16 protein-coding genes, 2 tRNA genes and 3 rRNA genes are annotated in these 23,660 nt (G+C 66.2%); 12 read left to right on the top strand and 9 right to left on the bottom strand.

Annotated elements, in window-relative coordinates:
* Positions 1-68 precede the first annotated feature (68 nt).
* The 7 genes from F4562_RS21420 (at position 69) to F4562_RS21450 (ending at position 7,290) form a co-directional block, all read left to right on the top strand.
* On the top strand, positions 69-1,142 hold the full coding sequence (locus F4562_RS21420; protein ID WP_184545176.1) for an NAD-dependent epimerase/dehydratase family protein: 1,074 nt from the start codon (positions 69-71) through the stop codon (positions 1,140-1,142).
* 171 nt (positions 1,143-1,313) lie between these two features.
* On the top strand, positions 1,314-1,739 hold the full coding sequence (locus F4562_RS21425) for a molybdenum cofactor biosynthesis protein MoaE (protein ID WP_184545111.1): 426 nt from the start codon (positions 1,314-1,316) through the stop codon (positions 1,737-1,739).
* Between the two features lie 139 nt (positions 1,740-1,878).
* On the top strand, positions 1,879-2,925 hold the full coding sequence (locus tag F4562_RS21430) for a YlbL family protein (protein WP_184545113.1): 1,047 nt from the start codon (positions 1,879-1,881) through the stop codon (positions 2,923-2,925).
* A gap of 239 nt (positions 2,926-3,164) precedes the next feature.
* Positions 3,165-6,119, top strand: a complete 2,955-nt coding sequence (locus F4562_RS21435) for a UPF0182 family membrane protein (protein ID WP_184545115.1) — start codon at positions 3,165-3,167, stop codon at positions 6,117-6,119.
* Positions 6,120-6,193: 74 nt separating this feature from the next.
* Positions 6,194-6,267 (top strand) — tRNA-Met (locus tag F4562_RS21440).
* 211 nt (positions 6,268-6,478) lie between these two features.
* Positions 6,479-6,552, top strand: a tRNA-Met gene (locus F4562_RS21445).
* A gap of 318 nt (positions 6,553-6,870) precedes the next feature.
* Positions 6,871-7,290, top strand: coding sequence for a PH domain-containing protein (locus tag F4562_RS21450; protein ID WP_246474240.1), 420 nt, complete (start codon positions 6,871-6,873; stop codon positions 7,288-7,290).
* A 38-nt stretch (positions 7,291-7,328) separates the two neighbouring features.
* Here F4562_RS21450 and F4562_RS21455 read toward each other — a convergent pair whose 3' ends face one another.
* Together F4562_RS21455 and F4562_RS21460 are read right to left on the bottom strand one after the other, a co-directional pair.
* Positions 7,329-7,562 carry a hypothetical protein gene (locus F4562_RS21455; RefSeq protein ID WP_184545117.1) on the bottom strand — a complete coding sequence of 78 codons (234 nt, stop codon included), beginning with the start codon at positions 7,560-7,562 and terminating at the stop codon, positions 7,329-7,331.
* 53 nt (positions 7,563-7,615) lie between these two features.
* A complete protein-coding gene (locus tag F4562_RS21460) occupies positions 7,616-8,026 on the bottom strand; it encodes a hypothetical protein (protein ID WP_184545119.1) in 411 nt (136 codons plus the stop codon).
* Between the two features lie 678 nt (positions 8,027-8,704).
* Between F4562_RS21460 and F4562_RS21465 the strand changes: the two genes are divergently transcribed.
* From F4562_RS21465 to rrf, 3 genes are all read left to right on the top strand, one after another.
* Positions 8,705-10,228 (top strand): 16S ribosomal RNA (locus F4562_RS21465).
* 411 nt (positions 10,229-10,639) lie between these two features.
* A 23S ribosomal RNA gene (locus F4562_RS21470) occupies positions 10,640-13,765 on the top strand.
* Between the two features lie 75 nt (positions 13,766-13,840).
* Positions 13,841-13,957: ribosomal RNA gene (rrf, locus tag F4562_RS21475) — 5S ribosomal RNA — on the top strand.
* The 16S, 23S and 5S rRNA genes sit together here, the layout of an rRNA operon.
* 678 nt (positions 13,958-14,635) lie before the next feature.
* Here the strand turns inward: rrf and F4562_RS21480 are convergent.
* Complete coding sequence (locus F4562_RS21480) at positions 14,636-15,103, bottom strand: Lrp/AsnC family transcriptional regulator (RefSeq protein WP_184548795.1); 468 nt, start codon at positions 15,101-15,103, stop codon at positions 14,636-14,638.
* Between the two features lie 120 nt (positions 15,104-15,223).
* Between F4562_RS21480 and F4562_RS21485 the strand changes: the two genes are divergently transcribed.
* Positions 15,224-16,111 carry a phenylalanine 4-monooxygenase gene (locus F4562_RS21485; protein ID WP_184548797.1) on the top strand — a complete coding sequence of 296 codons (888 nt, stop codon included), beginning with the start codon at positions 15,224-15,226 and terminating at the stop codon, positions 16,109-16,111.
* A gap of 470 nt (positions 16,112-16,581) precedes the next feature.
* Entirely contained in the window at positions 16,582-17,427 is an 846-nt protein-coding gene (locus F4562_RS21490) for a serine hydrolase (protein WP_311734305.1), read from the top strand.
* A 284-nt stretch (positions 17,428-17,711) separates the two neighbouring features.
* Here F4562_RS21490 and F4562_RS21495 read toward each other — a convergent pair whose 3' ends face one another.
* The 6 genes from F4562_RS21495 to hisN form a co-directional block, all read right to left on the bottom strand.
* Positions 17,712-18,431: a response regulator transcription factor gene (locus F4562_RS21495; RefSeq protein WP_184548801.1), complete on the bottom strand. Its 720-nt coding sequence runs from the start codon at positions 18,429-18,431 to the stop codon at positions 17,712-17,714.
* A 20-nt stretch (positions 18,432-18,451) separates the two neighbouring features.
* On the bottom strand, positions 18,452-19,300 hold the full coding sequence (gene pstB, locus F4562_RS21500; RefSeq protein WP_184548803.1) for a phosphate ABC transporter ATP-binding protein PstB: 849 nt from the start codon (positions 19,298-19,300) through the stop codon (positions 18,452-18,454).
* Positions 19,301-19,308: 8 nt separating this feature from the next.
* Positions 19,309-20,199: a phosphate ABC transporter permease PstA gene (gene pstA, locus F4562_RS21505; protein WP_184548805.1), complete on the bottom strand. Its 891-nt coding sequence runs from the start codon at positions 20,197-20,199 to the stop codon at positions 19,309-19,311.
* Positions 20,199-21,140, bottom strand: coding sequence for a phosphate ABC transporter permease subunit PstC (pstC, locus tag F4562_RS21510; RefSeq protein ID WP_184548807.1), 942 nt, complete (start codon positions 21,138-21,140; stop codon positions 20,199-20,201). The genes pstA and pstC overlap by 1 nt, the downstream gene beginning before the upstream one ends.
* Positions 21,140-22,141 (bottom strand): PstS family phosphate ABC transporter substrate-binding protein, encoded by a 1,002-nt coding sequence (locus F4562_RS21515; RefSeq protein WP_221207972.1) that lies wholly within the window; start codon positions 22,139-22,141, stop codon positions 21,140-21,142. Before F4562_RS21515 ends, pstC begins: the two co-directional genes overlap by 1 nt.
* A gap of 610 nt (positions 22,142-22,751) precedes the next feature.
* A complete protein-coding gene (hisN, locus tag F4562_RS21520) occupies positions 22,752-23,555 on the bottom strand; it encodes a histidinol-phosphatase (protein WP_184548811.1) in 804 nt (267 codons plus the stop codon).
* Between the last annotated feature and the right edge of the window lie 105 nt (positions 23,556-23,660).

Genomic DNA, 23,660 nt, shown 5'->3' on the forward strand with positions numbered 1-23,660 from the left:
GTGCAGGATGGAGGAGTCCACATCCGCCACGTTATCCGTCGTACGGCGGGTCAGTGCAAAGTGAGGACCTGGTGCCTACCTCAAAACGCTCCCGGCCCCCCGTCGTCGCCGTCACCGGTGCCGCCTCGGGCATCGGCCGTGCGCTCGTCGCGAAGGTCGCCTCGTCTGCGGATTTCCGCAGGGTCGTGGCCATCGACGAGCAGCGCGGTGACGTGCCCGACGTCACGTGGCGGGTGCTCGACGTCCGAGATCCGCTCTTGGCGAACCGGATCTCCGACATCGACGTCCTCGTACACCTGGCGGCCGACTACGCTCTGGACGCCGATCCCATGGAGCGGCGTGCCCACAACCTGCGCGCCGCGCAGACGGTGCTCACCGCCAGCGCCGCCGCCCGGGTGCGCCGGGTCGTCCTCGTCACCAGCGCCATGGTGTACGGGGCCGTCCCGGACAACCCCGTCCCGCTGCCGGAGGACGCGGCGGTCGCGGCCGAGCCCGACACGGGCGTGGTCGGCGACCACCTGGAGATCGAGGCGCTGGCCCGGCGTTCCCGGCGCAGCCACCCCGGTCTCGACGTGACGGTGATCCGGCCCGCAGCCGTTGTCGGCCCCGGTGTCGACAGTGTGGTCACCCGGCACTTCGAGGCCCCCCGGCTGCTCACGGTCAAGGGGTGCAGCCCCCGCTGGCAGTTCTGCCACCTCGACGACCTGGTCTCGGCCCTGGAACTCGCGGCGCTCGGCGTCGTCTCCGGCGTGGTGGCCGTGGGCAGCGACGGCTGGCTGGAGCAGGAGCAGGTCGAGGAGATCTCGGGCCTGCGCCGCCTGGAGCTGCCCGCCGGGCTGACCTTCGGCACCGCCCAGCGTCTGCACCGTCTCGGGGTCACCCCCGCCCCGGCGACCGACCTGCACTACGTCGTCTACCCCTGGGTGGTCGACTGCGCGTCCCTGCGTGAGGCCGGCTGGAAACCCGCCTGGACGAACGAGGCCGCGTTCACCCAGCTCCTGGAGCTGCGTGAGGGCAGGCACGCGGTCGTCGGCCGCCGCCTGTCCGGCAAGGAGGCCACGTTGACCGCCGCCGGCGCCACCGTCGCCGTCCTGGGCACCGCCGCCATCGTCCGGGTCGCCCGCAAGAAGCGCCGCCTCTGACGAAGGGCGTAGCCCGTCCGGGCGGCCGTGCGGGTGATCACACACGGCCGTCGCGGTGCCCGCAGGGCCGGTCCGGACGGCCGCGGGACCGGCCGTCCGGCGGCCGGATGCGGACCGTACGCGAGACCGCGTGCTCCGGACGACGATTTCCGGGACGGTACGCTTTGTGACGTGGACGTCATCCGGCTGCTCGGCATTCGCGACACCCCGCTCTCGGTCGACGAGGTGCTTTCCGCCGTCGGCGACCACGCCGCGGGCGGCACGACCGTCTTCGTCGGCACGGTACGCGACCAGGACCACGGCAAACCGGTCACGAGCCTCTCCTACTCGGCGCACCCGAGCGCCGAGGCCGAGCTGCGCCGGGTCGCGGAGAAGGTCGCCGCCGACTTCCCGGTGACCGCGCTGGCCGCGGTCCACCGGGTCGGAGACCTGCGCCTGGGCGACGTCGCAGTCGTCGTCGCGGTCGCCTGCCCGCACCGCGGCGAGGCGTTCGAGGCCTCCCGGAGGTTGATCGACGACCTCAAGGGCCAGGTTCCCATCTGGAAGAACCAGCTTTTCGTCGACGGTTCGTCGGAATGGGTCGGTGCCTGCGACTGAACCTGGCGGGCCCGGTCCCACGCCGAGCCCGGTGCGCCGCTGACCGGGCCGGAGGTGCCGCGGTCGGCTCCGCGGCGAAGACGCCCGGCGGTGTGTGGGTGCGGTCTGACGACCTGTGACACGGCATAGGCTTTGTCCCATGTCCCGACGAGCGCTGACCCTGATGGTGGCCGGCTTCCTCACGCTCGCTCTCGCCATCATCGGCGCGGTGCTACCGGTGCCCTACGTCGTCCTGAGCCCCGGGCCGACCGAGAACACCATCGGCGACGTCGACGGCAAGCCGGTGATCAGTATCAAGGGACGCCAGACCTACCCGACCGACGGCAAGCTCAGCCTCGTCACCGTGGCATACCAGGGCGGGCCGGGCGCCAGGATCGACCTGTTCAGCGCGCTCAGAGGATGGATCGACCCGACCATCGCCGTCGTCCCCGAAGAGACGATCTTCCCTCCGGCGACCACCGCGAAGCAGGTCGAGGAGCAGAACACCCAGGAGATGACCAACTCCCAGGACGACGCCACCGCCGCGGCGCTGACCGAGCTGAAGATCCCCTACACCTCCGTGGTCACCGTGGCCTCCACCGAGAAGGGCCTGCCCGCCGACGGGAAGTTCAAGCGGGGAGACGAGATCGTCTCGGTGGACGGCACACCCACGGCGGACCGCGAGAGCGTCTCCGCAGCCGTTCGCAGGCACAAGGCGGGTGAGACGGTCACCTTCGTCGTCAACCGCGGCGACCAGAGTCTGACCGTCGCCGTCCCGACCACCGCGTCCAAGGACGGCACACCGGTCGTCGGCATCGTCATGAGGTCCGGCTACAAGTTCCCCTTCGAGGTCTCCATCAACGTCGGCGACGTCGGCGGCCCGAGCGCGGGGATGATGTTCTCCCTCGGCATCGTCGACAAGCTCACCCCCGGGGCGATGACCGGTGGCAAGGCGGTCGCCGGAACCGGCACGATCACCCCCGAGGGCGAGGTCGGCCCGATCGGCGGAATCCAGCAGAAGATGGTCGGCGCGCGCGAGGCCGGGGCGGCGTTCTTCCTCACCCCCGCCGACAACTGCGCCGAAGCGGTCAAGGCGGTCCCTGAGGGCCTGAAACTGATCAAGGTCGAGTCCCTCCACGAGGCCGTGCAGGCGATCGACGTGATCCGCACCGGCAAGGGCACCACGCCGAGCTGCTCCGCGGGCTGATCTCCCTTCCGGCAGGCCCAGCCGGGGTTTTGACCAGACGAATCGGAAATCCGGGCACTCATCCCAACCTTCGTACGTTTGTCCCACTGGGACCCCGGACCCTCGGGGGTTGTGGCCGGACCGTGCCCGAGCGGCTGAGCGCGGCCGAACCCCTGCCGGTGTAGGTTTCCAGACACGGACCGTGCTCTTACGACAAGGGGTTGGCCTTGAGCTTCCGGACCCCCGGAGCCGGCAGGGCAATGCGCTTGCCCCGCCGGCCACGATTGCTACTTCCCGTCGTCGTCGCCCTCGCGGCGATCGTCGTGTTGTTCCTCCTCTTCGCCGGCATCTTCACCGACTACCTGTGGTACGACTCGGTCGACTACACGGCGGTCTTCTCCGGTGTGGTGGTCACCCAGATCCTGCTGTTCGTCGTGGGCGCGCTGCTGATGGTGGGCATCGTCGGCGGCAACATGCTGCTGGCCTACCGGATGCGGCCGATGTTCGGGCCGGGCATGTTCGGCGGCGCCAGCGGCGCCGACCGCTACCGGATGGCCCTCGACCCGCACCGCAAGCTGATCTTCCTGATCGGTGTGGCCGTGCTCGCCCTCTTCGCGGGGTCGTCGTTCTCCTCCCAGTGGAAGACCTGGCTGGAGTTCGTCAACGCGACGCCGTTCGGCGCCTCCGACGAGTTGTTCAACATCGACATCTCGTTCTTCATGTTCACCTATCCGTTCATCCGGATGGTGCTGAACTTCCTGTTCGTGGCGGTGGTGCTGTCCGCCGTCATGGCCGCGATCGTGCACTACCTGTACGGCGGGTTCCGGCTCCAGTCGCCCGGAGTGCACGCCTCGCGTGCCGCCCGGGTGCACCTGTCGGTGCTGCTGGGCGTCTTCGTCCTGCTCAAGGCGGTCGCGTACTGGGTCGACCGGTACGGCCTGGTCTTCTCCGAACGGGGTTTCGTCCACGGCGCCTCGTACACCGACGTCAACGCGGTGCTCCCGGCCAAGACCATACTGGCGATCATCGCCCTGATCTGCGCCGTCCTCTTCTTCGCCGGGGTCGTCCGGCCAGGCGGCATGCTGCCCGGCGTCGGCTTCGGCCTCCTGGTGCTCTCGGCCATCCTGATCGGCGGGGTCTACCCCGCGCTGGTCGAGCAGTTCCAGGTCAAGCCCAACCAGCAGGGCAAGGAGCAGGAGTACATCAAGCGCAACATCGACGCCACCAGGAAGGCCTACGGCGTACAGAACGCCGAGGTCATCGACTACGCGGCGCAGGGCGACGCGAGCAAGGTGAACGTCACCGCCGACAGTTCGATCTCCGGGGTGCGTCTGCTCGACCCGAGCCTGGTCGCCAAGACGTACCAGCAGCGGCAGCGGATCCGCGGTTACTACGACTTCCACGAGCCGCTCGACGTCGACCGCTACCCCGACGGGAACGGCACCATGCGCGACACCGTGGTCGCGGTCCGCGAGCTCACCGGCCCGCCGCCGGCGCAGAACAACTGGATCAACCGGCACCTCGTCTACACCCACGGGTACGGCTTCGTGGCCGCACCCGGCAACGAGGTCGACGCCGAGGGCCTGCCCAACTTCGACTCCAAGGACATGCCGGTCACCGGCCCCCTGGTGGAGCGGACGAAGCTGACCGAGTCGAGGATCTACTTCGGCGAGGCCCCGGCCTCGGCCGAGTACGTCATCGTGGGCGGCGGCGGCAAGCAGGAGCTCAACTACCCCAAGAGCGGCGGCACCGGCCAGGAGAACACCACCTATGACGGCAAGGGCGGAGTCCCGGTCGGCTCGTTCTTCAACCGGCTGCTCTACGCCGCCAAGTACAGTGAGATCAACCTGCTGTTGTCGGGTGACATCAACGACCAGTCAAAGATCCTTTATGAGCGCAACCCGCAGGAGCGCGTCGCCAAGGTGGCCCCGTTCCTGAGCCTGGACGACAACCCCTACCCGGCCATCGTCGGCGGCAGGGTCGTCTGGATCGCCGACGCGTACACCACGTCCAACTCCTACCCGTACTCCCAGAGCAAGAGCCTCGAGGCGATGACGCGCGACACGGTCACCGACCCGCGCGCAGTGGTGCCGCAGCCGCGTGACCGGATCAACTACATGCGCAACTCGGTCAAGGCCACGGTCGACGCCTACGACGGCACCGTCACCCTGTACGCCTGGGACGAGCAGGACCCGATCCTGCAGACCTGGCGCAAGGCGTTCCCGGGCGTCATCAAGCCGAAGTCCGAGGTGCCCGCCGAGCTCCAGCAGCACCTGCGCTACCCGGAGGGGCTGTTCAAGGTCCAGCGGGACGTGCTCTCCCAGTACCACATCGAGGACGCCGCGGCCTTCTACAGCGGCCAGGACTTCTGGAACGTCCCGAACGACCCGTCGTCCGGCGACCGCGACATCAAGCAGCCGCCGTACTACCTGTCGGTCAAGATGCCGAAGACCTCGGCGCCGTCGTTCTCGCTGACCACCACGTTCGTCCCGCGTCAGGGGCCCAACCTGGCCGCGTTCATGGCGGTCGACGCCACCCCGGGGCCCGACTACGGGAAGCTGCGCATCCTGCGCATGCCGTCCAACACCACGATCCCCGGTCCGGGTCAGGTACAGAACAACTTCCAGAACAAGTTCTCCGGCGAGCTCAACCTGCTCGGCCTCGGCCAGGCGAAGGTCCGCTACGGAAACCTGCTCACCCTGCCGTTCGCCGACGGCCTGGTCTACGTGGAGCCGGTGTACGTGGAGATCGCCGCCGCCTCCGGGCAGGAGCCGTACCCGATCCTGCGCCGTGTGCTGGTCTCCTACGGCAGCAAGGTCGGTTCGGCCGACACGCTCAAGGGCGCCCTTGAGCAGGTCTTCGGCGACGGCACCGGTCAGCCCGTGACGGAGAACAAACCGGAGCAGGCCAGGCCGGAGGGGAACAAGCCCGAAGACTCCGGCGCCGCCACCGACCTGAGCAGGTCGATCAACGCCGCGGAGGAGGCGTACCAGAAGGCACAGGACGCCCTGGCGAAGAACCCGCCCGACTGGACGGCGTACGGCGAGGCGCAGAAGGAGCTCAAGGAGGCGCTCGAAAAGCTCAAGGGGACGGCCTCCACCACGGCGCCCACGTCCACCGCCTCACCGAGCCCCACCCCGTCGGCGTCGGCGCCGCCTGCGGCGTCTCCGTCGCCCACGGTCTCCCCCTCGCCCACGGCCTCGCCCAACCCCTAGAGATCGCCGGGAGCCCAGCGACATCCGATTCGCTTTCACCTCCGAAGCCGGGTAGTCTTACGGACGTACGCCGACGCGGGGTGGAGCAGCTCGGTAGCTCGCTGGGCTCATAACCCAGAGGTCGCAGGTTCAAATCCTGTCCCCGCTACTGAACGAAGACCCCGGTCGCCGGAAACGGCGGCCGGGGTCTTTTCGTGTGCGCACTGCGTTTTCTGCACGTCCCGCGCCGCTTCCTCCGGCCCGGCCTCCCGCCTGGCACCGCGACCGTCGAGCAGTCCCGGGCGACCTCGGCGCGCCGCGGACTCCACCGCCGGTTTGCTTCTGGAGGGGGAGGCGGATACTGTTGAGACACACACCGACGCGGGGTGGAGCAGTTCGGTAGCTCGCTGGGCTCATAACCCAGAGGTCGCAGGTTCAAATCCTGTCCCCGCTACAAAGCGAAGACCCTGATCTCTCAGAGATCAGGGTCTTCCTGCTTCTGGTCTCACGTTCGAAGCCGCGGGTTGCGTCTGACGGCGCATGGCCGCCCCTGCAGGGCGGAGCGCCGTGGCGGGTGATCCTCACTCGGTTTGAGCAGGACCGTTGACCGGTTTCACACGGGCGGGGCACAGCGGTCGACGGCCTTCGCCGGCCGATGACGGTCCGGGGAAAGGTCCGTTCCGCGCCCGTCCGGGGGTGGCGCCGCCACGTCGGCGACAAGAGCCGACGCACGCGTCCGCCGCCAAGAGGTAGCGTGCGGATCGTGACTGAGATGTCCGGGCCGGTCCTGCGCTGGCGCGTGCGCCGTGATCTCGTCGTGGTGAAGGCCGTCGCGACGCTCGTCCTGGCGGCGTTGGCCGTGCTGAGCGTTGACGACCCTCGCGGGATGATCCTGGCGGGGGTGGCGGCCCTGGTCACGGCGGTTCTGACCCTGCGCGACGTCCTGGTTCCGGTACGGCTGAGCGCCGACGGCGAGGGCCTTGTCGTGGTGAAGGGCTTCGCCGGGTCCGAACGGCTGGCATGGAACGCCGTCGAGCGGGTTCGCGTGGACAGCCGGACCCGTTTCGCCTCGCGTACGGAGCTCCTGGAGATCGACACCGGGGAGGCCGTCTACCTCTTCAGCCGGTTCGACCTCGGGGCACCCTGCCAGGAGGTGGCCGACGAGTTGTGCGCGTACCGGACAGGCACGTGATCCGCCCGTAAGGCGGTCCCGGCCCCGTCGGGTTCGGGTCAGGCCCGTGCCCTGACCCGGCGGTGCCGGGGTACGAACTTGGGCTCGCTACGACGCAGCAGCAGGCTCGCCTTGTACAGGGCCCAGCCGGTGAGGAAGGCCCCGAAGCAGATCTGCCCGATCCGCGCCCACACCGAGACTTCAACCGCCGCGAACACCACGACACCGATCCAGACAAAGCCGAAGACGCCCACGAGGGTCGCCGCAGCCCAATTCAGCCCCCGCTGCAACATGCCTGAAGTGTTGCAGATCTTGGTTCAAGCCCAGGTCAATGACGCGGAACGCGTCATCGCGGGAGGCTACGGCTCGTGCCGGCACACCTCCGTGCGCGAACCCCGCCACCGGCCGCCGGGGTCGTCGCGCGCGGATTCCGCTCCAACGCGGCCAGCAGCGCGGCCGCGGTGCGCGCGTCGGCCAGGATGCGGTTCACCTCGTCCTCCGTCGACGGGAGCTGGCCACGCTTGGCGAGCTCCTCGGTGAGGAAGGTCAGCGGCGCCGGATACCCGGCCGTGTCCGCGGCGACCGTCGCCCGGGCCGCGGTGAGAAGACGCAGGTAGTAGGCGCGAAGAGTTGCTTCACGCATCCGGGCGTCCTCAAGGTCGCTCAACAGGGACCGGGCGACCCTGAGCAGGTCACCGGGGCAGTCGGCTTCCGCGTCGATGTGCGCGCGGATGTCGTCGTACTCCGAGCGGGTCATGGTGCTCACCTCCAGGCGGAGTCAGGATCCTGACCCTCGCTCCTACTTGGTATCCAGAGTCGATTGCGAACGGCTTGACGTCTGGTTGCGCGTTTCGACGCCCTACGAGTGTTTGGGACGCGCGAGCCTCGGGGATGGTTGGCAAGTTGTCTCTGTGACGTGAGAGTCCTGGTAATGTTCTTTCTGCAGGGCGGCACGCCCCCCGGTCTCTCGCAAAGAGTCCGGGCAGGTGAAACGCCCGGCGACTCCCTCTCTGCAAACCCAGCAAGCTGGGCCTTGTCTGCACAGTTGGACAAGGCGCGGATGTTGAAGTAAGTTAGAGGGGTTGCCCTGGGAACAGGGAAGTCGACATCCTAGCGGATCCGGCGGGTGCGGGTCGAACGGTCGCAAACACGACAGTTTGACACAAACCCGGGGGAAACGGTAAGATGGTGACACGGAATGGAATGCCCCGGAGGATCGGTCCGCACGGACCGGGTTCCCCGGTGAACGCGTCCGTTTCTTGAGAACTCAACAGTGTGTTAAAAGCCAGTGCATGAAGCACAACCCCGTCCGACTCGCCGGTCTGTGGCCGGTGGGGGGATGGGATTCCTTTGGTTGATGTTCCCTCGTGTCCGCCGGGCCGTTTCGGTCCCGGGGGGTGACGGGGGGCTTTCAGCCGGGAGAACTCGAAGACATTGTTTGGAGAGTTTGATCCTGGCTCAGGACGAACGCTGGCGGCGTGCTTAACACATGCAAGTCGAGCGGAAAGGCCCTTCGGGGTACTCGAGCGGCGAACGGGTGAGTAACACGTGAGTAACCTGCCCCTGACTCTGGGATAAGCCCGGGAAACTGGGTCTAATACCGGATATGACACGTTCCTGCATGGGATGCGTGTGGAAAGTTGTTTCGGTTGGGGATGGACTCGCGGCCTATCAGCTTGTTGGTGGGGTAACGGCCTACCAAGGCGACGACGGGTAGCCGGCCTGAGAGGGCGACCGGCCACACTGGGACTGAGACACGGCCCAGACTCCTACGGGAGGCAGCAGTGGGGAATATTGCGCAATGGGCGGAAGCCTGACGCAGCGACGCCGCGTGGGGGATGACGGCCTTCGGGTTGTAAACCTCTTTCAGCAGGGACGAAGGTGACGTGTACCTGCAGAAGAAGCGCCGGCTAACTACGTGCCAGCAGCCGCGGTAATACGTAGGGCGCAAGCGTTGTCCGGAATTATTGGGCGTAAAGAGCTCGTAGGTGGCTTGTCGCGTCGGGTGTGAAAGCTTGGGGCTTAACTCCAGGTCTGCATTCGATACGGGCTGGCTAGAGGTAGGCAGGGGAGAACGGAATTCCTGGTGTAGCGGTGAAATGCGCAGATATCAGGAGGAACACCGGTGGCGAAGGCGGTTCTCTGGGCCTTACCTGACGCTGAGGAGCGAAAGCGTGGGGAGCGAACAGGATTAGATACCCTGGTAGTCCACGCCGTAAACGTTGGGCGCTAGGTGTGGGGGCCTTCCACGGTTTCCGCGCCGTAGCTAACGCATTAAGCGCCCCGCCTGGGGAGTACGGCCGCAAGGCTAAAACTCAAAGGAATTGACGGGGGCCCGCACAAGCGGCGGAGCATGTTGCTTAATTCGACGCAACGCGAAGAACCTTACCAAGGCTTGACATCGCCCGGAAAGCTCTGGAGACAGAGCCCTCTTCGGACCGGGTGACAGGTGGTGCATGGCTGTCGTCAGCTCGTGTCGTGAGATGTTGGGTTAAGTCCCGCAACGAGCGCAACCCTTGTTCCATGTTGCCAGCACGCTCCTTCGGGGGTGGTGGGGACTCATGGGAGACTGCCGGGGTCAACTCGGAGGAAGGTGGGGATGACGTCAAGTCATCATGCCCCTTATGTCTTGGGCTGCAAACATGCTACAATGGCCGGTACAGAGGGTTGCGATGCCGTGAGGCGGAGCGAATCCCTAAAAGCCGGTCTCAGTTCGGATTGGGGTCTGCAACTCGACCCCATGAAGTCGGAGTCGCTAGTAATCGCAGATCAGCAACGCTGCGGTGAATACGTTCCCGGGCCTTGTACACACCGCCCGTCACGTCACGAAAGTCGGCAACACCCGAAGCCCGTGGCCCAACCAGCTTGCTGGGGGGAGCGGTCGAAGGTGGGGCTGGCGATTGGGACGAAGTCGTAACAAGGTAGCCGTACCGGAAGGTGCGGCTGGATCACCTCCTTTCTAAGGAGCAGTCGGCTCGCGTGGTTCCACCTCTTCGGGGTGGGGGCGCGGGTTCATGTCGTGTCTGCAGGCGCGTGTCCTGCACACGGCGCGCTCATTAGTGGAGCACTGGCTACTCAACCAGGCCGGGGTCACCGGGCCGTTAGTACCGCTTCCGGGGTTCGTCTCCGGGGGAGAGGGAACGCTGGTCTGCCGGAGGGCCGGGCTGGTTGGACACACTGTTGGGTCCTGAGGGAACGGACACTCTCAGGGGCGTGCCGGCCGGTCGTCGTGATGGCGATGCGGTGGGTGGGTCCTGGTTCGTTTGGCCTCGTGTACAGGGCCGGATCGCTTGTCTCGGGTTGTCGGGGTGGGTGGGTGCGGTGGCTGTTTGTTGTTTGAGATTTGCATAGTGGACGCGAGCATCTTTGTGGCCAAGTTTTTTAGGGCACACGGTGGATGCCTTGGCATCAGGAGCCGATGAAGGACGTGGGAGGCTGCGTTAAGCCCCGGGGAGTCGCCAACCAGACGGTGATCCGGGGATGTCCGAATGGGGAAACCCAGCACCAGTCATGTGGTGTTGCCTCCGCCTGAATGTATAGGGCGGTTGGTGGTAACGCGGGGAAGTGAAACATCTCAGTACCCGTAGGAAGAGAAAACAAATAGTGATTCCGTGAGTAGTGGTGAGCGAAAGCGGAAGAGGCTAAACCGTGCACGTGTGAGAGCCGGCGGGCGTTGCGTGTGCGGGGTTGTGGGACTCTCCGACGGTCTCTGCCGGGACTGTGAGAAGTGATAAACCTCTGTGATAGTCGAAAGCTCTGGGAAGGGCTGCCGTAGACCGTGAGAGCCGGGTAGGCGAAATCGTGGGGGCTTCTGGAGGGGATCCCAAGTAGCACGGGGCCCGAGAAATCCTGTGTGAATCTGCCAGGACCACCTGGTAAGCCTAAATACTCCCTGATGACCGATAGTGCACGAGTACCGTGAGGGAAAGGTGAAAAGTGCCCCGGTGAGGGGTCGTGAAAGAGTACCTGAAACCGTGTGCCTACAAGCCGTAGGAGCGTAAACAGGCTTGCCTGTTTGTGATGTGACTGCGTGCCTTTTGAAGAATGAGCCTGCGAGTTATGGTGTGTGGCGAGGTTAACCCGTGTGGGGGAGCCGTAGCGAAAGCGAGTCTGAAGAGGGCGTTTGAGTCGCATGCTGTAGACCCGAAGCGGAGTGATCTAGGCATGGGCAGGTTGAAGCGCGGGTAAGACCGCGTGGAGGACCGAACCCACCAGGGTTGAAAACCTGGGGGATGACCTGTGTTTAGGGGTGAAAGGCCAATCAAACTCCGTGATAGCTGGTTCTCCCCGAAATGCATTTAGGTGCAGCGTCGCGTGTTTCTTGCCGGAGGTAGAGCACTGGATGGCCGATGGGCCCGACAAGGTTACTGACGTCAGCCAAACTCCGAATGCCGGTAAGTGAGAGCGTGGCAGTGAGACTGCGGGGGATAAGCTCCGTAGTCGAGAGGGAAACAGCCCAGATCACCGACTAAGGCCCCTAAGCGTGTGCTAAGTGGGAAAGGATGTGGAGTCGCAGTGACAACCAGGAGGTTGGCTTAGAAGCAGCCACCCTTGAAAGAGTGCGTAATAGCTCACTGGTCAAGTGATTCTGCGCCGACAATGTAGCGGGGCTCAAGTACACCGCCGAAGTCGTGGCATTAGCGTATGAACTCGAGCCTTTGTGGTTGAGAGACGCTGATGGGTAGGGGAGCGTCGTGCGGCCGGCGAAGCAGCGGGGTGACCCAGTTGTGGAGGCCGTGCGAGTGAGAATGCAGGCATGAGTAGCGAATCAGAAGTGAGAAACTTCTGCGCCGGATGACCAAGGGTTCCTGGGGCAGGCTAATCCGCCCAGGGTAAGTCGGGACCTAAGGCGAGGCCGACAGGCGTAGTCGATGGACAACGGGTTGATATTCCCGTACCCGCTGTGATGCGCCCATACTGAATCCAGTGATACTAAGGGTCCTTAACCCGGTCTGCTCTTCGGAGCGGGCGTCAGGGTGAACGCCTGGCCTGATCTGGTAGTAGGTAAACGATGGGGTGACGCAGGAAGGTAGCCCAGCCCAGGCGATGGTTGTTCCTGGGGTAAGCATGTAGGGAGGACCGTAGGCAAATCCGCGGTCCGCGTATCCTGAGATGTGATGCCGAGCCGATTGTGGCGAAGTGGGTGATCCTATGCTGCCGAGAAAAGCCTCTAGTGAGTGTCGCGGCGGCCCGTACCCGAAACCGACTCAGGTGGTCAGGTAGAGAATACTAAGGCGATCGGGTGAACTGTGGTTAAGGAACTCGGCAAATTGCCCCCGTAACTTCGGGAGAAGGGGGGCCTTCGCTGGTGATGGACCGTGCGTCCGGAGCTGGTGGGGGTCGCAGAGGCCAGGGGGAAGCGACTGTTTACTAAAAACACAGGTCCGTGCGAAGTCGTAAGACGATGTATACGGACTGACGCCTGCCCGGTGCTGGAACGTTAAGGGGACCGCTTAGCCAGGCTTGCCTGGCGACGGTGAGAACTTAAGCGCCAGTAAACGGCGGTGGTAACTATAACCATCCTAAGGTAGCGAAATTCCTTGTCGGGTAAGTTCCGACCTGCACGAATGGCGTAACGACTTCCCCGCTGTCTCAACCGCAGACCCGGTGAAATTGCACTACGAGTAAAGATGCTCGTTACGCGCAGCAGGACGGAAAGACCCCGGGACCTTCACTACAGCTTGACATTGGCGTTTGGAGCGTCTTGTGTAGGATAGGTGGGAGACGGTGAAGCTCGGACGCTAGTTCGGGTGGAGTCATTGGTGAAATACCACTCTGGTCGTTTTGAACGTCTAACCTCGGTCCGTGATCCGGATCAGGGACAGTGTCTGGTGGGTAGTTTAACTGGGGCGGTTGCCTCCTAAAGGGTAACGGAGGCGCCCAAAGGTTCCCTCAGCCTGGTTGGCAATCAGGTGTCGAGTGTAAGTGCACAAGGGAGCTTGACTGTGAGACCGACGGGTCGAGCAGGAGCGAAAGCTGGGACTAGTGATCCGGCGGTGGCATGTGGAAGCGCCGTCGCTCAACGGCTAAAAGGTACCCCGGGGATAACAGGCTGATCTTCCCCAAGAGTCCATATCGACGGGATGGTTTGGCACCTCGATGTCGGCTCGTCGCATCCTGGGGCTGGAGTAGGTCCCAAGGGTTGGGCTGTTCGCCCATTAAAGCGGTACGCGAGCTGGGTTTAGAACGTCGCGAGACAGTTCGGTCCCTATCCGCTGCGCGCGCAGGAGACTTGAAAGGAGCTGTCCCTAGTACGAGAGGACCGGGACGGACGAACCTCTGGTGTGCCAGTTGTTCCGCCAGGAGCACGGCTGGTTGGCTACGTTCGGAAGGGATAACCGCTGAAAGCATCTAAGCGGGAAGCTCGCCTTGAGATGAGGTCTCCCACCCTGTGAGGGGGTAAGGCTCCCGGGAGATGACCGGGTTGATAGGCCGGAGGTGGAAGCGCAGTAATGTGTGGAGCTGACCGGTACTAATAGGCCGAGGACTTGACCATGAAGCAGTCTTGTTGTGCTCGCGTCCACTAGGCAATTCTGAGGCAGCAACCGGTGGGTTGTGTGTTTCATAGGGTTACGGCGGTTATGGCGAAGGGGAAACACCCGGTTACATTCCGAACCCGGAAGTTAAGCTCTTCAGCGCCGATGGTACTGCACCGGGGACGGTGTGGGAGAGTAGGTCGCCGCCGGACAATCGTTATGTGAGGGGGAGGGGTCTGTCCCGTGAGGGGACGGACCCCTCCCCCTCATTCTTTTTCGTGTGCGTGTGCGTGTGCGTGTGCGTGTGCGGGGGGCCGGCCCGGATGGTGGGGGGCTCTTCTTTTTTGGTTGTATGGGGTTCCGGGGGGTTTGCGGGCCCCCCTTTTTTTGTGTGTCAGGGGGGTCCGGGGGCGGGCCCCCCTTTTTTTGTGCGGGTGCGGGTGCGGGAGGGGCGGTGCAGGGCTCTCTTTTTCGTGTGGGCGAGGGAAGAGTGCGCAGGGCCCTTTGCGCGTATGCGAGGGATTCCGCCGGGCATCTTCTTGGCGCGCGGAGGAGGTCGGGCCCTGGCGGGGTGCGGGTCTGCTGGGGGCCCGCCGGGGGCTTTGCGGGCCCCCTTCCTTTTTCGCTCTGCGGGCCCCCTTTTTTTCGTGGCGGCCCCGGGGGTGGGCTCTTCTGTTGCCGGGGGGCGGGTGATGCGGCGGGGCGGGCCTGTTGGCCGCGGGGCGGGCCTGTTGTCGGGAGCGTGAGGGGGCGGGTCCTGCTTCGTGTTCTGCGGATGCGGGAGGGGTGGTGCAGGCCCCTTTTAGTATCTGCCGGGGTCTGCGGCCCTTTTTTCGCGGAAACCTCCGGTGCCATGTGGTCGGCTCCGGCAGTGGCCTGATCACAGCTGGTCAGGCTTCGGCGGTGGCCTGCAGAAGAGGCTCGATGCGGAAGGGCACCTGCACGGACAGGGCGATCGTGGTGTCGGTGCGTTGCACGGCGGGGGAGGCCAGGATGCGGGCGATGATCTCCTGGAGCTCCGGGGTGCTGCGGGCGACCACACGGCACAATAGGTCGGCCTGACCGCTGGTCCCGTAGACCTCGAGGATCTCCGGTAGGACCTTCAACGCCTGCACGGCCTCGGCCAGCCGGCCCTGGGCGATCTGTAGCGAGACGAACGCCAGAATCGGGTATCCGGCCCCCTCGGGGGTGACGGTGGGGCCGAAGTCGGTGATGACACCGCGGGCGGTCAGCTTCTCCACACGGGCCTGTACGGTGCCCCGGGCCACGCCGAGAAGGCGGGCCAGTTCAGTCAGGCCGACGCGCGGGTTCGCACGCATGGTGATCAGGAGGCGGCTGTCGAGAGCGTCGAGCGGCATCGCCTCAGGTTAGGCGATACGACCAGGATAGTGAAGGTTTGATCATGCGTTTCTGTGCGGATTGCCTAGAAAAGCTGCTCACTCTTGTCAACCTTTCCGGATATTGCTGTCATTTCATACATGTTCGAGGAAGCGCAGTACTTCGCACCGGTGGCCACCCGTGATGACGGCACGATCGAGGTCAAGCTCGCGGCCAGTCACCCCGGTTTCGCCGACCCGGTCTACCGCGCCCGCCGCAACGCGATCGCCGCGCTGGCGGTGGGATACGTGCCCGGTACGCCCATTCCGACGGCCGAGTACACCGATCAGGAGCACGAGGTCTGGGCCCTGGTCAGCAAGGAACTCGCTGCCAAGCACCGCAAGTACGCCACCGCCGAGTACCTGCACGCGGCCGAGCGGCTGGGGCTGCCCACCGACCGGATCCCGCAGTTGCAGGAGGTCGGTGACCTGCTGGAACCGTTGACCGGCTTCCGGTATATCCCGGCCGCGGGACTGGTCCCGCTGCGGGACTTCTACGGTGTGCTGGCCGACGGGCTCTTCCACTCCACGCAGTACATCCGGCACCACTCCACGCCGCTGTACACGCCCGAGCCGGACGTCATCCATGAGGTGATCGGGCACGCCAACGCCCTCGCCTCCGACCGTTACGCGCGGCTCTATCGGCTGGCCGGGCAGGCGGCTCGAAGAGTCGAGAGCGACGAGGCGCTGGAGTTCGTCTCGAAGGTCTTCTGGTTCACGCTGGAGTTCGGCGTGATGACGGACCAAGGGGAGCTCCGGGCGTACGGGGCGGGCATCCTCTCGTCGTACGGGGAGATCGAGGAGTTCAGGGGTATGGACATCCGGCCGCTGGACATCGCCATCATGGGCACGACGCACTACGACATCACCAAGTACCAGGACGTGCTGTTCCGCGCCGACTCCCTGGAGCACTTGGAGGACGTGGTCGGCGGGTTCTGGGCGGACTGTGACGACGAGATGATCGCCCGGCTAATCGCCGACGCGCGCTAAGGATCGGTATCCGTTCCCTGGACGATTTTCACCTTTGTCGTTTTCTGGGTGATTTTCGGGTTCGTTGCCTTTCGCCAGCTTCTTGCGGGATATATCCCGGTCTGAAGGGATAGAGGAAGCGGCTGGGATCGGTGATGGATGTGGGGTACCGGATCTGCGCGGTGGCGTTGCTTGTGCCCGTGCTAGCCGGTGGCTGTACGTGCCAGGATCTGACGCTGGTGAGCGACGGCGTCCTGAGCGCCTCCCCCTCCGTGACTCCAGAAGGGGGAACGCCGACCTCTGCGGTGTCCCCGGGCAAGACACCGGCCTCCGCGCCACCGGGGAGCGGGGAGACCTACTCGTCACCGGGCGGGGAGACATCTCCGGCGCAGGGTGGGGAGCCGGTCTTCACAGGGCCGTCGGCCGGCGGGGGGCCGTCAGCCGAGAGGCGGGATGTCCGGTCGGCGGCGTCGTCGGGCACCGCACGGGTGGTGTCCCGGGTTCCGGCGCCGCTGACACGGCCCGTCGCCGCCCCGGAGTTTCCGGGAGCCGTCATCCCGCGATCCCGTACCTCGCCGCGGATCCGCGCCGGGAAGCTGACACGAGCCCTCGACCGGCTCCGCGGAAGGTACGGCGGCCGGGTCACCGCCGCGGCACAGGATCTGACCACCGGCCGCTCCTACCGTTATCGTTCCGGCCTGCGGCTGCCGACGGCCAGCACCTCGAAGGTCGGCATCCTGATGGCGTTGCTGCTGCGTACACAATGGCGGGATCTTGCTCGGGCGGCGAAGGACGACGCGGAACGGATGATCCGCTTCAGTGACAACCAGGCGGCCGACCGGCTCTACGAGCGGATCGGTCTGCGGGGCGGACTGGCCGGCGCGAACCGGCGGTTCGGTCTCACGCGTACACGTACCCCTGCCGGGCGGTGCGTCGACCTTCACTGCTGGGGCATCACGCGGACCACCGCCGAGGATCAGGTCCGTCTGGTCAAGGCGCTGGCCGTCGCCGCGAGCCCGCTGGCACCTCGGGAGCGGCGGCACGTGATCCGTCTGATGGAGAAGGTGACCCCGGACCAGAAATGGGGCATCAGCGCTGGGGCGTGTGAAGGTGACCGGGTGGCGTTGAAGAACGGCTGGCTGCGGCATGTGTCGAACGGACGCTGGGCGGTCGCCAGCGCCGGGCTGATCCGCGGCCACGGACACGACTATGCCGTCGCCGTCCTGACCGAGGACAGCGCGAGCATGGCCGCGGGCATCGCCAGGGTCGAGAGCGCGGCGAGACGCATCCTGGCGGCCTTCCGCGGCGAACGGCGCTGTGCGGCACACGACCGTTGAACCTGACCGATCTCCGGCTGGAGAACGGACGACCGGCCGGTGGCCCGATCCGTCGGGGCCGGATGGCTGCGAAGCCGGGCGGCCGTTCGATGGAGGCGAAGGGTGCCCTGAAACCGGGCCGCGGCTCTGGCCGCCGGGACGCAGGTGCCGGTCACCCGGTCTTGTCGACCGGCCATTCCGTGACCGGCCATTCCGTTCGACCGGTGGCCCGGTCTTGTCGAGCGGCCATTCCGTTCGTCCGGTGACCTGGTCTCGTCGACCGCCTGTCTCCTCTTGTCGACCGGCTACCCCGTCTTGTCGACCAGGCGGTAGCCCACCCCGCGTACGGTCTGGATCAGTTGGTCGTCGGTGTCGCCCAGGCGGGCGCGGAGGCGCTTGACGTGCACGGCGATGGTGTTGGTCGATGTGGCGTCGGTGGAGTTCCAGACGTGCCGCATGATCTGCTCACGCGTCACCGTCCGGTGCGCGTTCCGCATCAGGTAGTGCAGCAGTTCGAACTCGCGTAGCGGCAGATGGACGGTCCGGCCGTCCACTCTGACCTGGTAGGCGTTCACGTCGAGTTCCACCTTGCCGACCGTGAGCGTCCTGCGGCTTCCGGCCTCGCCGCTGAAGGCGGCCTGGACCAGGGGGAGCAACTCCGGAACCCGGTAGGGCCGGGCCACGCACGCGGTCGCACCGGCCGCCAGGGCCTGGACGGCCTGCTGGGCGTGTCCCTCGCCCACCCCCAGCAGGACGGGAATCGCCCGCGTCAGCCGTACCGCGCGGACGAACTCCACCGCCCCGATCACCGGCAACGTGGCGCTGACGAGAACGACGTCAGGCCGCAGCGCCCCGGCTTGTAAAAGGGCCTGGGCGCCGTCGGTGACGCCCATGACCTCCACACCCTCGCGTTCCAGGACACTGGCCAGGTCTTCGACCATGACCGCCTCCGGATCGGCGACCAGCAGCATTGGCGCCGTCCGTGTGTCCCGGTCCACCTCGGGTGCCGTCTGCGGCTGGATCACCCGGATCCTCCAAGTATTGGTCAGCCGAAGCGGCCGGTGATGTAGTCCTCGGTCCGCTTGTCGCTGGGGTTGGTGAAAATGCGGCTGGTCTCGTCGAACTCCACCAGGCGGCCGTGCCGCACGCCGGCGGAGTCCACCTCGGCGGTGAAGAAGGCCGTGCGGTCGGAGACCCGGGCCGCCTGCTGCATGTTGTGGGTGACGATGACGATCGTGTAGTCGCGCGTCAGTTCCTGCATCAGGTCTTCGATCTTGGTGGTCGCGATCGGGTCCAGGGCCGAGCAGGGCTCGTCCATCAGGATCACGTCGGGCTTCACCGCGATCGCCCGTGCGATGCACAGACGCTGCTGCTGTCCGCCGGAGAGGGACAGTCCGCTCTGCTTGAGCTTGTCCTTGACCTCGTCCCAGAGGGCCGCCTTGCTCAGCGCCTCCTCGACGAGGTCGTCCATGTTGCCCTTGACGCCGTTCACCCGGGGGCCGTAGGCGATGTTGTCGTAGATCGACTTGGGGAACGGGTTCGGCTTCTGGAAGACCATGCCGATCCGGCGGCGGACCTCGATCGGGTCCACGTGGTCGCCGTACAGGTCCTCGTCGTGGTAGAGGATCTTGCCTGCCGCGCGGGCGCCGGGGATGAGGTCGTTCATCCGGTTGAAGCAGCGGAGCACGGTGCTCTTGCCGCAGCCGGACGGGCCGATCATGGCGGTGATCTCGCGGTTGCCGATGGTCATGTTGACGCCGCGGACGGCTTCGTAGTCGCCGTAGTAGACGCTGAGGTCGGAGACGGTGAAGACCGGGTCGAGGGCTTCGATGGTGCGGGGGACTTCGGGGCCGCGCACGTGGACGTTCGGCACGGAGATTCCAATTTCGGACATTTCTTACCTCACCAGCGCTTCTGGTAGCGGTTACGGAGCCAGATGGCGACGGAGTTCATCAGGAGCAGGATCGCCAGCAGGATCACGATCGCGGCGGCGGCGAGGACGGAGAACTCGGCCTGGGGGCGGGTGATGAAGCTGTAGATCTGCAGGGGCAGGACGGTGAAGCTGCTCCAGACGCCCTCGGGGTTGAACCGGACCAGCGTCGCGGCGCCGAGCATCAGGAACGGGGCGGCCTCGCCGATCGCCCGGGAGAGGGCGAGGATCGAACCCGTGGCGATGCCGGGGATCGACGCCGGGAGGACCTGCCGGTAGATGGTCTGCCACTGGGTCGCACCCAGGGCCAGCGAGCCCTCACGGATCGACGGCGGCACGGCGCGGATGGCCTCGCGAGCCGAGATGATCACGATGGGCAGCACGAGCAGCGAGATGGTGACCGCGCCGGTCATGACGGTGAAACCGAACTGCAGCCACCGGGCGATGATGCCGAGGCCGAGGATGCCGTAGACGATCGAGGGAACGGCCGCCAGGTTGGAGATGTTCAGCTCGATCAGCTTGTTGTACCACTTGGTCTTGTCGGCGTACTCCTCCAGATAGACCGCGGCGAGGATGCCCGTGGGCAGCGCCATCAGGGCGGTCAGCCCGATGATCCAGAGGGTGCCGAAGATGCCCGACTGGATGCCGGAGGTCTCCGGCCGCCGGATCGAGGGCTGGTTCTCCCAGAGCATGGAGTTGAGGCGGGGCCAGCCCTTGTTCACGACGTAGATCAACAGCATCGCCAGGAAGATCAGGGCGATCGCCAGGCTGGTCAGCAGCGCGATGCGGAAGAGGTGTTCCTTGAGCGGGCGTCCCTTGCTGGCCAGCTGCACGGCCGAGCGGGGCGTGGTGAGGATGGCCATCAGTCGTAGACCTCGCGATACTTCTGGACCATGCGGGCGCTGAGGTAGTTCATCGCGAAGGTGAGCACGAAGAGCAGCGAGCCCACCGCGAAGATGGTCTTGTAGGCGATCGAGCCGACCGAGGCGTCACCGGAGCCGGCCTGGGCGATGAAGGCCGCCATCGTGGCCATCTCGTCGCCGGGGTAGAGGGTGAAGACCGACTTGAAGCCGCCCGCGATCGCGACGATCATCGTCTCGCCCGCGGCCCGCGAGATCGCGAGGATGACGGCGGCGACGATGCCGGAGAAGGCGGCGGGGACGACCACCCGCACCGAGGTGATCATCTTGGAGGCGCCCAGCGCGTAGGAACCCTCGCGTAGGCCGTTCGGCACCGCGGCCATCGCGTCCTCGGAGAGCGACGCGACGATCGGGATGATCATCACGCCGACCAGGAGGCCGGCGCTGAGCGCGTTCTTCGCCTCCAGGTTGAGGAAGGGAAGGAGGTCCCTCAGCAGCGGGGTGACGAAGGTGAGGGCGAAGAAGCCGAAGACCACCGTGGGGACGCCCGCGAGGACCTCCAGCACCGGCTTGAAGATCTTGCGGGTCCGGGCGGAGGCGTACTCCGACAGGTAGATCGCGGCGGCCAGGCCGAGCGGCACGGCGACGACGACGGCGATCAGGGTGATCTCAAGGGTCGCGACGATGAGCGGCCACACGCCGAACGCCGGCGGGTTGAACAGCGGCCCCCAGCTGGTGGAGCCGAAGAACTCGGCGATGCTCACCGAGCCGAAGAACTCGATGGTCGGCTCGACCAGGGCGAAGACGATGCCGATGGTGGTCGCCACCGAGACCAGGGCCGCCGCCAGGAGGACGACCTTGACGGCGACCTCGCCGTAACGCGGGCGCGACCGCGCCAGGGACCGGGCGGCCCCTGATGCGGTCGTGCTCTGCTTGACCGACATCAGCCGGCGCTCTTCAGCGAGGTGATGTCAGCCTTGAGCTTGGCCTCCTGCTCGGCGTTGAGCGGGATGAACTTCGCGTCCTTGGCGATCGCGTTGATGTTGTTCGCGTAGTAGTCGAGGAAGGCCGCGACCTCGGGCCGCTTCACGGCGGTGGCGGAGGGGTAGATGAACAGCGGGCGGGCGAGCGGGGTGTACTTGCCGGCCTGGGCGTTCTCGACGCTCGGGGCCACGCAGCCGCTGCCCGAGTCGATCTCGACGGCCTTCAGCTTGTCGGCGTTCTCCTCGAAGTAGGTGAAGCCGAAGTAGCCGAGGCCGCCCTTGGCGCCGGCGACACCGGTGACGATGTCGTTGTCGTTCTCGCTCGGGCTGTAGTCCTTGCGGCTCGCGCCTTCCTCACCGTTGATCTCGTCGGTGAAGTAGTCGAACGTGCCGGAGTCGGTGCCGGGACCGTAGAGCTTGAGCTCCTCGGCCGGGAACTTGGGGTCGACGTCCTTCCAGGTCTTGACCTTGCCCTCGGCCGCCGGCTCCCACATCTTCTTGAGCTGGTCGGTGGTGAGGCAGGTGGCCCAGTCGTTCTCCTTGGGCACCACGACGGTGAGGGCGTCGGTGGCCACCGTGAGCTCGGTGAACTTGATGCCCTTGGTGTCGCAGGCCGCCTTCTCCTCGTCCTTGATGGCGCGGGAGGCGTTGGAGATGTCGGTCTCGCCGGCGCAGAACTTCTCGAAGCCGCCACCGGTGCCGGAGGTGCCGACCGGCACCTTGACCTGGGGCTGCTCCTCGCCGAAGAGCTCGGAGGCCGCCTGGGTCAGGGGTGCCACGGTGCTGGAGCCGTCGATCTTGATCTCGCCGCTCAGAGCCGCACCGCCGCCGGCCTCGGCGGGGGAAGCGGCGGTGGTGCTGCCGTCACTGGCGGGCTTGGCGTCGCCGCCGCATGCCGCCGCGAGCGAGACGACGAGCGCGGCCGTCGCCACCGCGCTGAGGCGGCGCTGTGCACTGGTCACGGTATGTTCCTTCTCCGTAGTCAGACCCGTTCTCGATGTCTTCGATGAAACCGAGGCAAAGTGAACGGAGATGAAACGAGTCGTGACCTGTGTCGAAAAAGGTGCGCCCGGCCATGTGAATACCGGTTCTTTGGCGAGAGTTTGATCTACGTTGCCGTTCCGGGGGGATGGGCATCCCGAGCTGTGAGGATTTCCCGGCCGGAGCATCGGCGGAGACGCGGGTGCGGGCCTGCTGGGCCGCACCCGCCGCGTTGGACGGTTCTTTGCGCGTGCCCGTCCGTTCACCTTCCCGTCACGTGAGGGGCCCGATCCCCGTCACATGGGACTCGATCCCCGTCACATGAGGGGTTCGCGCCTTTGTCACACAGGACCCGAGCCCCGTCACGTGGGGGGCTCGCGCCTTCGTGACGTGAGGGGTTCGCGCCTCGGTACGAAGAGACAGACCGTGCCCGTCACGTGAAGGTTGCGGGCCCGTCGTGCGAAAGGGGGCGTCGTGCGAAAGGGGGCGATGCGCTCGTGCGAAGAGGCCGTTCTCCGTCGCGTACCGGAAGCCGCTTCCGGTATGCGACGGAGAACGGCCCGGTCGCGACGGTGGGGTGGGGAAGGGGGGCTACACCGGCAGGGTGAGCGGGCCGCTGCCGAGGCGCTTGAGCCCTTCGTTGTGCAGCGCGCCGTTGCTGCACAGCAGGCTGCCGCCGTCGATGCCGGGAACCCCCGACAGGTCGGTCCAGATGCCGCCGGCCTCCTCGACGATCACGGTCAGCGCCGCGATGTCCCAGGGAGAGAGCTCGGGCTCGGCCGACATGTCGACGGCGCCCTCGGCGACGAGCACGTGCGACCAGAAGTCACCGTAGGCGCGGCTGCGCCACACGGACCGGTTCAGGTCGAGGAACGCCTCGAGCTTGCCCGCCTCCTCCCACCCGCCGAGGCTGGAGTAGGAGAACGACGCGTCCTCCAGGCGGGTGACCGAGGAGACCTGGCAGCGGGTGGCCTTGGTGAGGCTCCGGCCGGTCCAGGCCCCGCTGTCGCGCGCGGCCCACCAGCGGCGGCCGAGGGCCGGGGCGGAGACCAGGCCCACGGCGACGCGATCCTGGTCCATCAGCGCGATGAGTGTGGCCCAGACGGGGACGCCCCGCACGTAGTTCTTGGTGCCGTCGATCGGGTCGACGATCCAGGAGCGGGCGCCGTAACCGGTCGTGCCGAACTCCTCGCCGAGGATCGCGTCGCGCGGCCTGGCCCGGCCGAGAGTGCCGCGGATCGCCTCCTCGACGGCCTGGTCGGCGTCGCTGACCGGCGTGAGGTCCGGTTTGGTCTCCACCCGCAGGTCGATGGCCTTGAAGCGGCGCATGGTCAGGTCGTCGGCGGCGTCGGCCAGGGCGTGGGCCAGACGCAGGTCGTCGTGGTAACCCGTCACGGGTGGCAACGCTATCGCGTCGCGGGAGGGGAGGAGGAGAGCGGGAGCATGCGGAGGAACCGTGTCGCGTCCCATCAGAGGGGGAATGCCTGGTAAATCAGGCGT

It is taken from the genome of Streptosporangium becharense (assembly GCF_014204985.1).
Taxonomy (GTDB): domain Bacteria; phylum Actinomycetota; class Actinomycetes; order Streptosporangiales; family Streptosporangiaceae; genus Streptosporangium; species Streptosporangium becharense.

What these genes read in the sequence shown, in the direction of transcription:
- F4562_RS21430 (WP_184545113.1), top strand. Translation starts at nt 1,879, where the DNA reads ATGTCCCGACGAGCGCTGACCCTGATGGTGGCCGGCTTCCTCACGCTC.
- F4562_RS21435 (WP_184545115.1), top strand. Translation starts at nt 3,165, where the DNA reads ATGCGCTTGCCCCGCCGGCCACGATTGCTACTTCCCGTCGTCGTCGCC.
- F4562_RS21450 (WP_246474240.1), top strand. Translation starts at nt 6,871, where the DNA reads ATGTCCGGGCCGGTCCTGCGCTGGCGCGTGCGCCGTGATCTCGTCGTG.
- F4562_RS21455 (WP_184545117.1), bottom strand. Translation starts at nt 7,562, where the DNA reads ATGTTGCAGCGGGGGCTGAATTGGGCTGCGGCGACCCTCGTGGGCGTC.
- F4562_RS21460 (WP_184545119.1), bottom strand. Translation starts at nt 8,026, where the DNA reads ATGACCCGCTCGGAGTACGACGACATCCGCGCGCACATCGACGCGGAA.
- F4562_RS21480 (WP_184548795.1), bottom strand. Translation starts at nt 15,103, where the DNA reads ATGCCGCTCGACGCTCTCGACAGCCGCCTCCTGATCACCATGCGTGCG.
- F4562_RS21485 (WP_184548797.1), top strand. Translation starts at nt 15,224, where the DNA reads ATGTTCGAGGAAGCGCAGTACTTCGCACCGGTGGCCACCCGTGATGAC.
- pstB (WP_184548803.1), bottom strand. Translation starts at nt 19,300, where the DNA reads ATGTCCGAAATTGGAATCTCCGTGCCGAACGTCCACGTGCGCGGCCCC.
- pstA (WP_184548805.1), bottom strand. Translation starts at nt 20,199, where the DNA reads ATGGCCATCCTCACCACGCCCCGCTCGGCCGTGCAGCTGGCCAGCAAG.
- pstC (WP_184548807.1), bottom strand. Translation starts at nt 21,140, where the DNA reads ATGTCGGTCAAGCAGAGCACGACCGCATCAGGGGCCGCCCGGTCCCTG.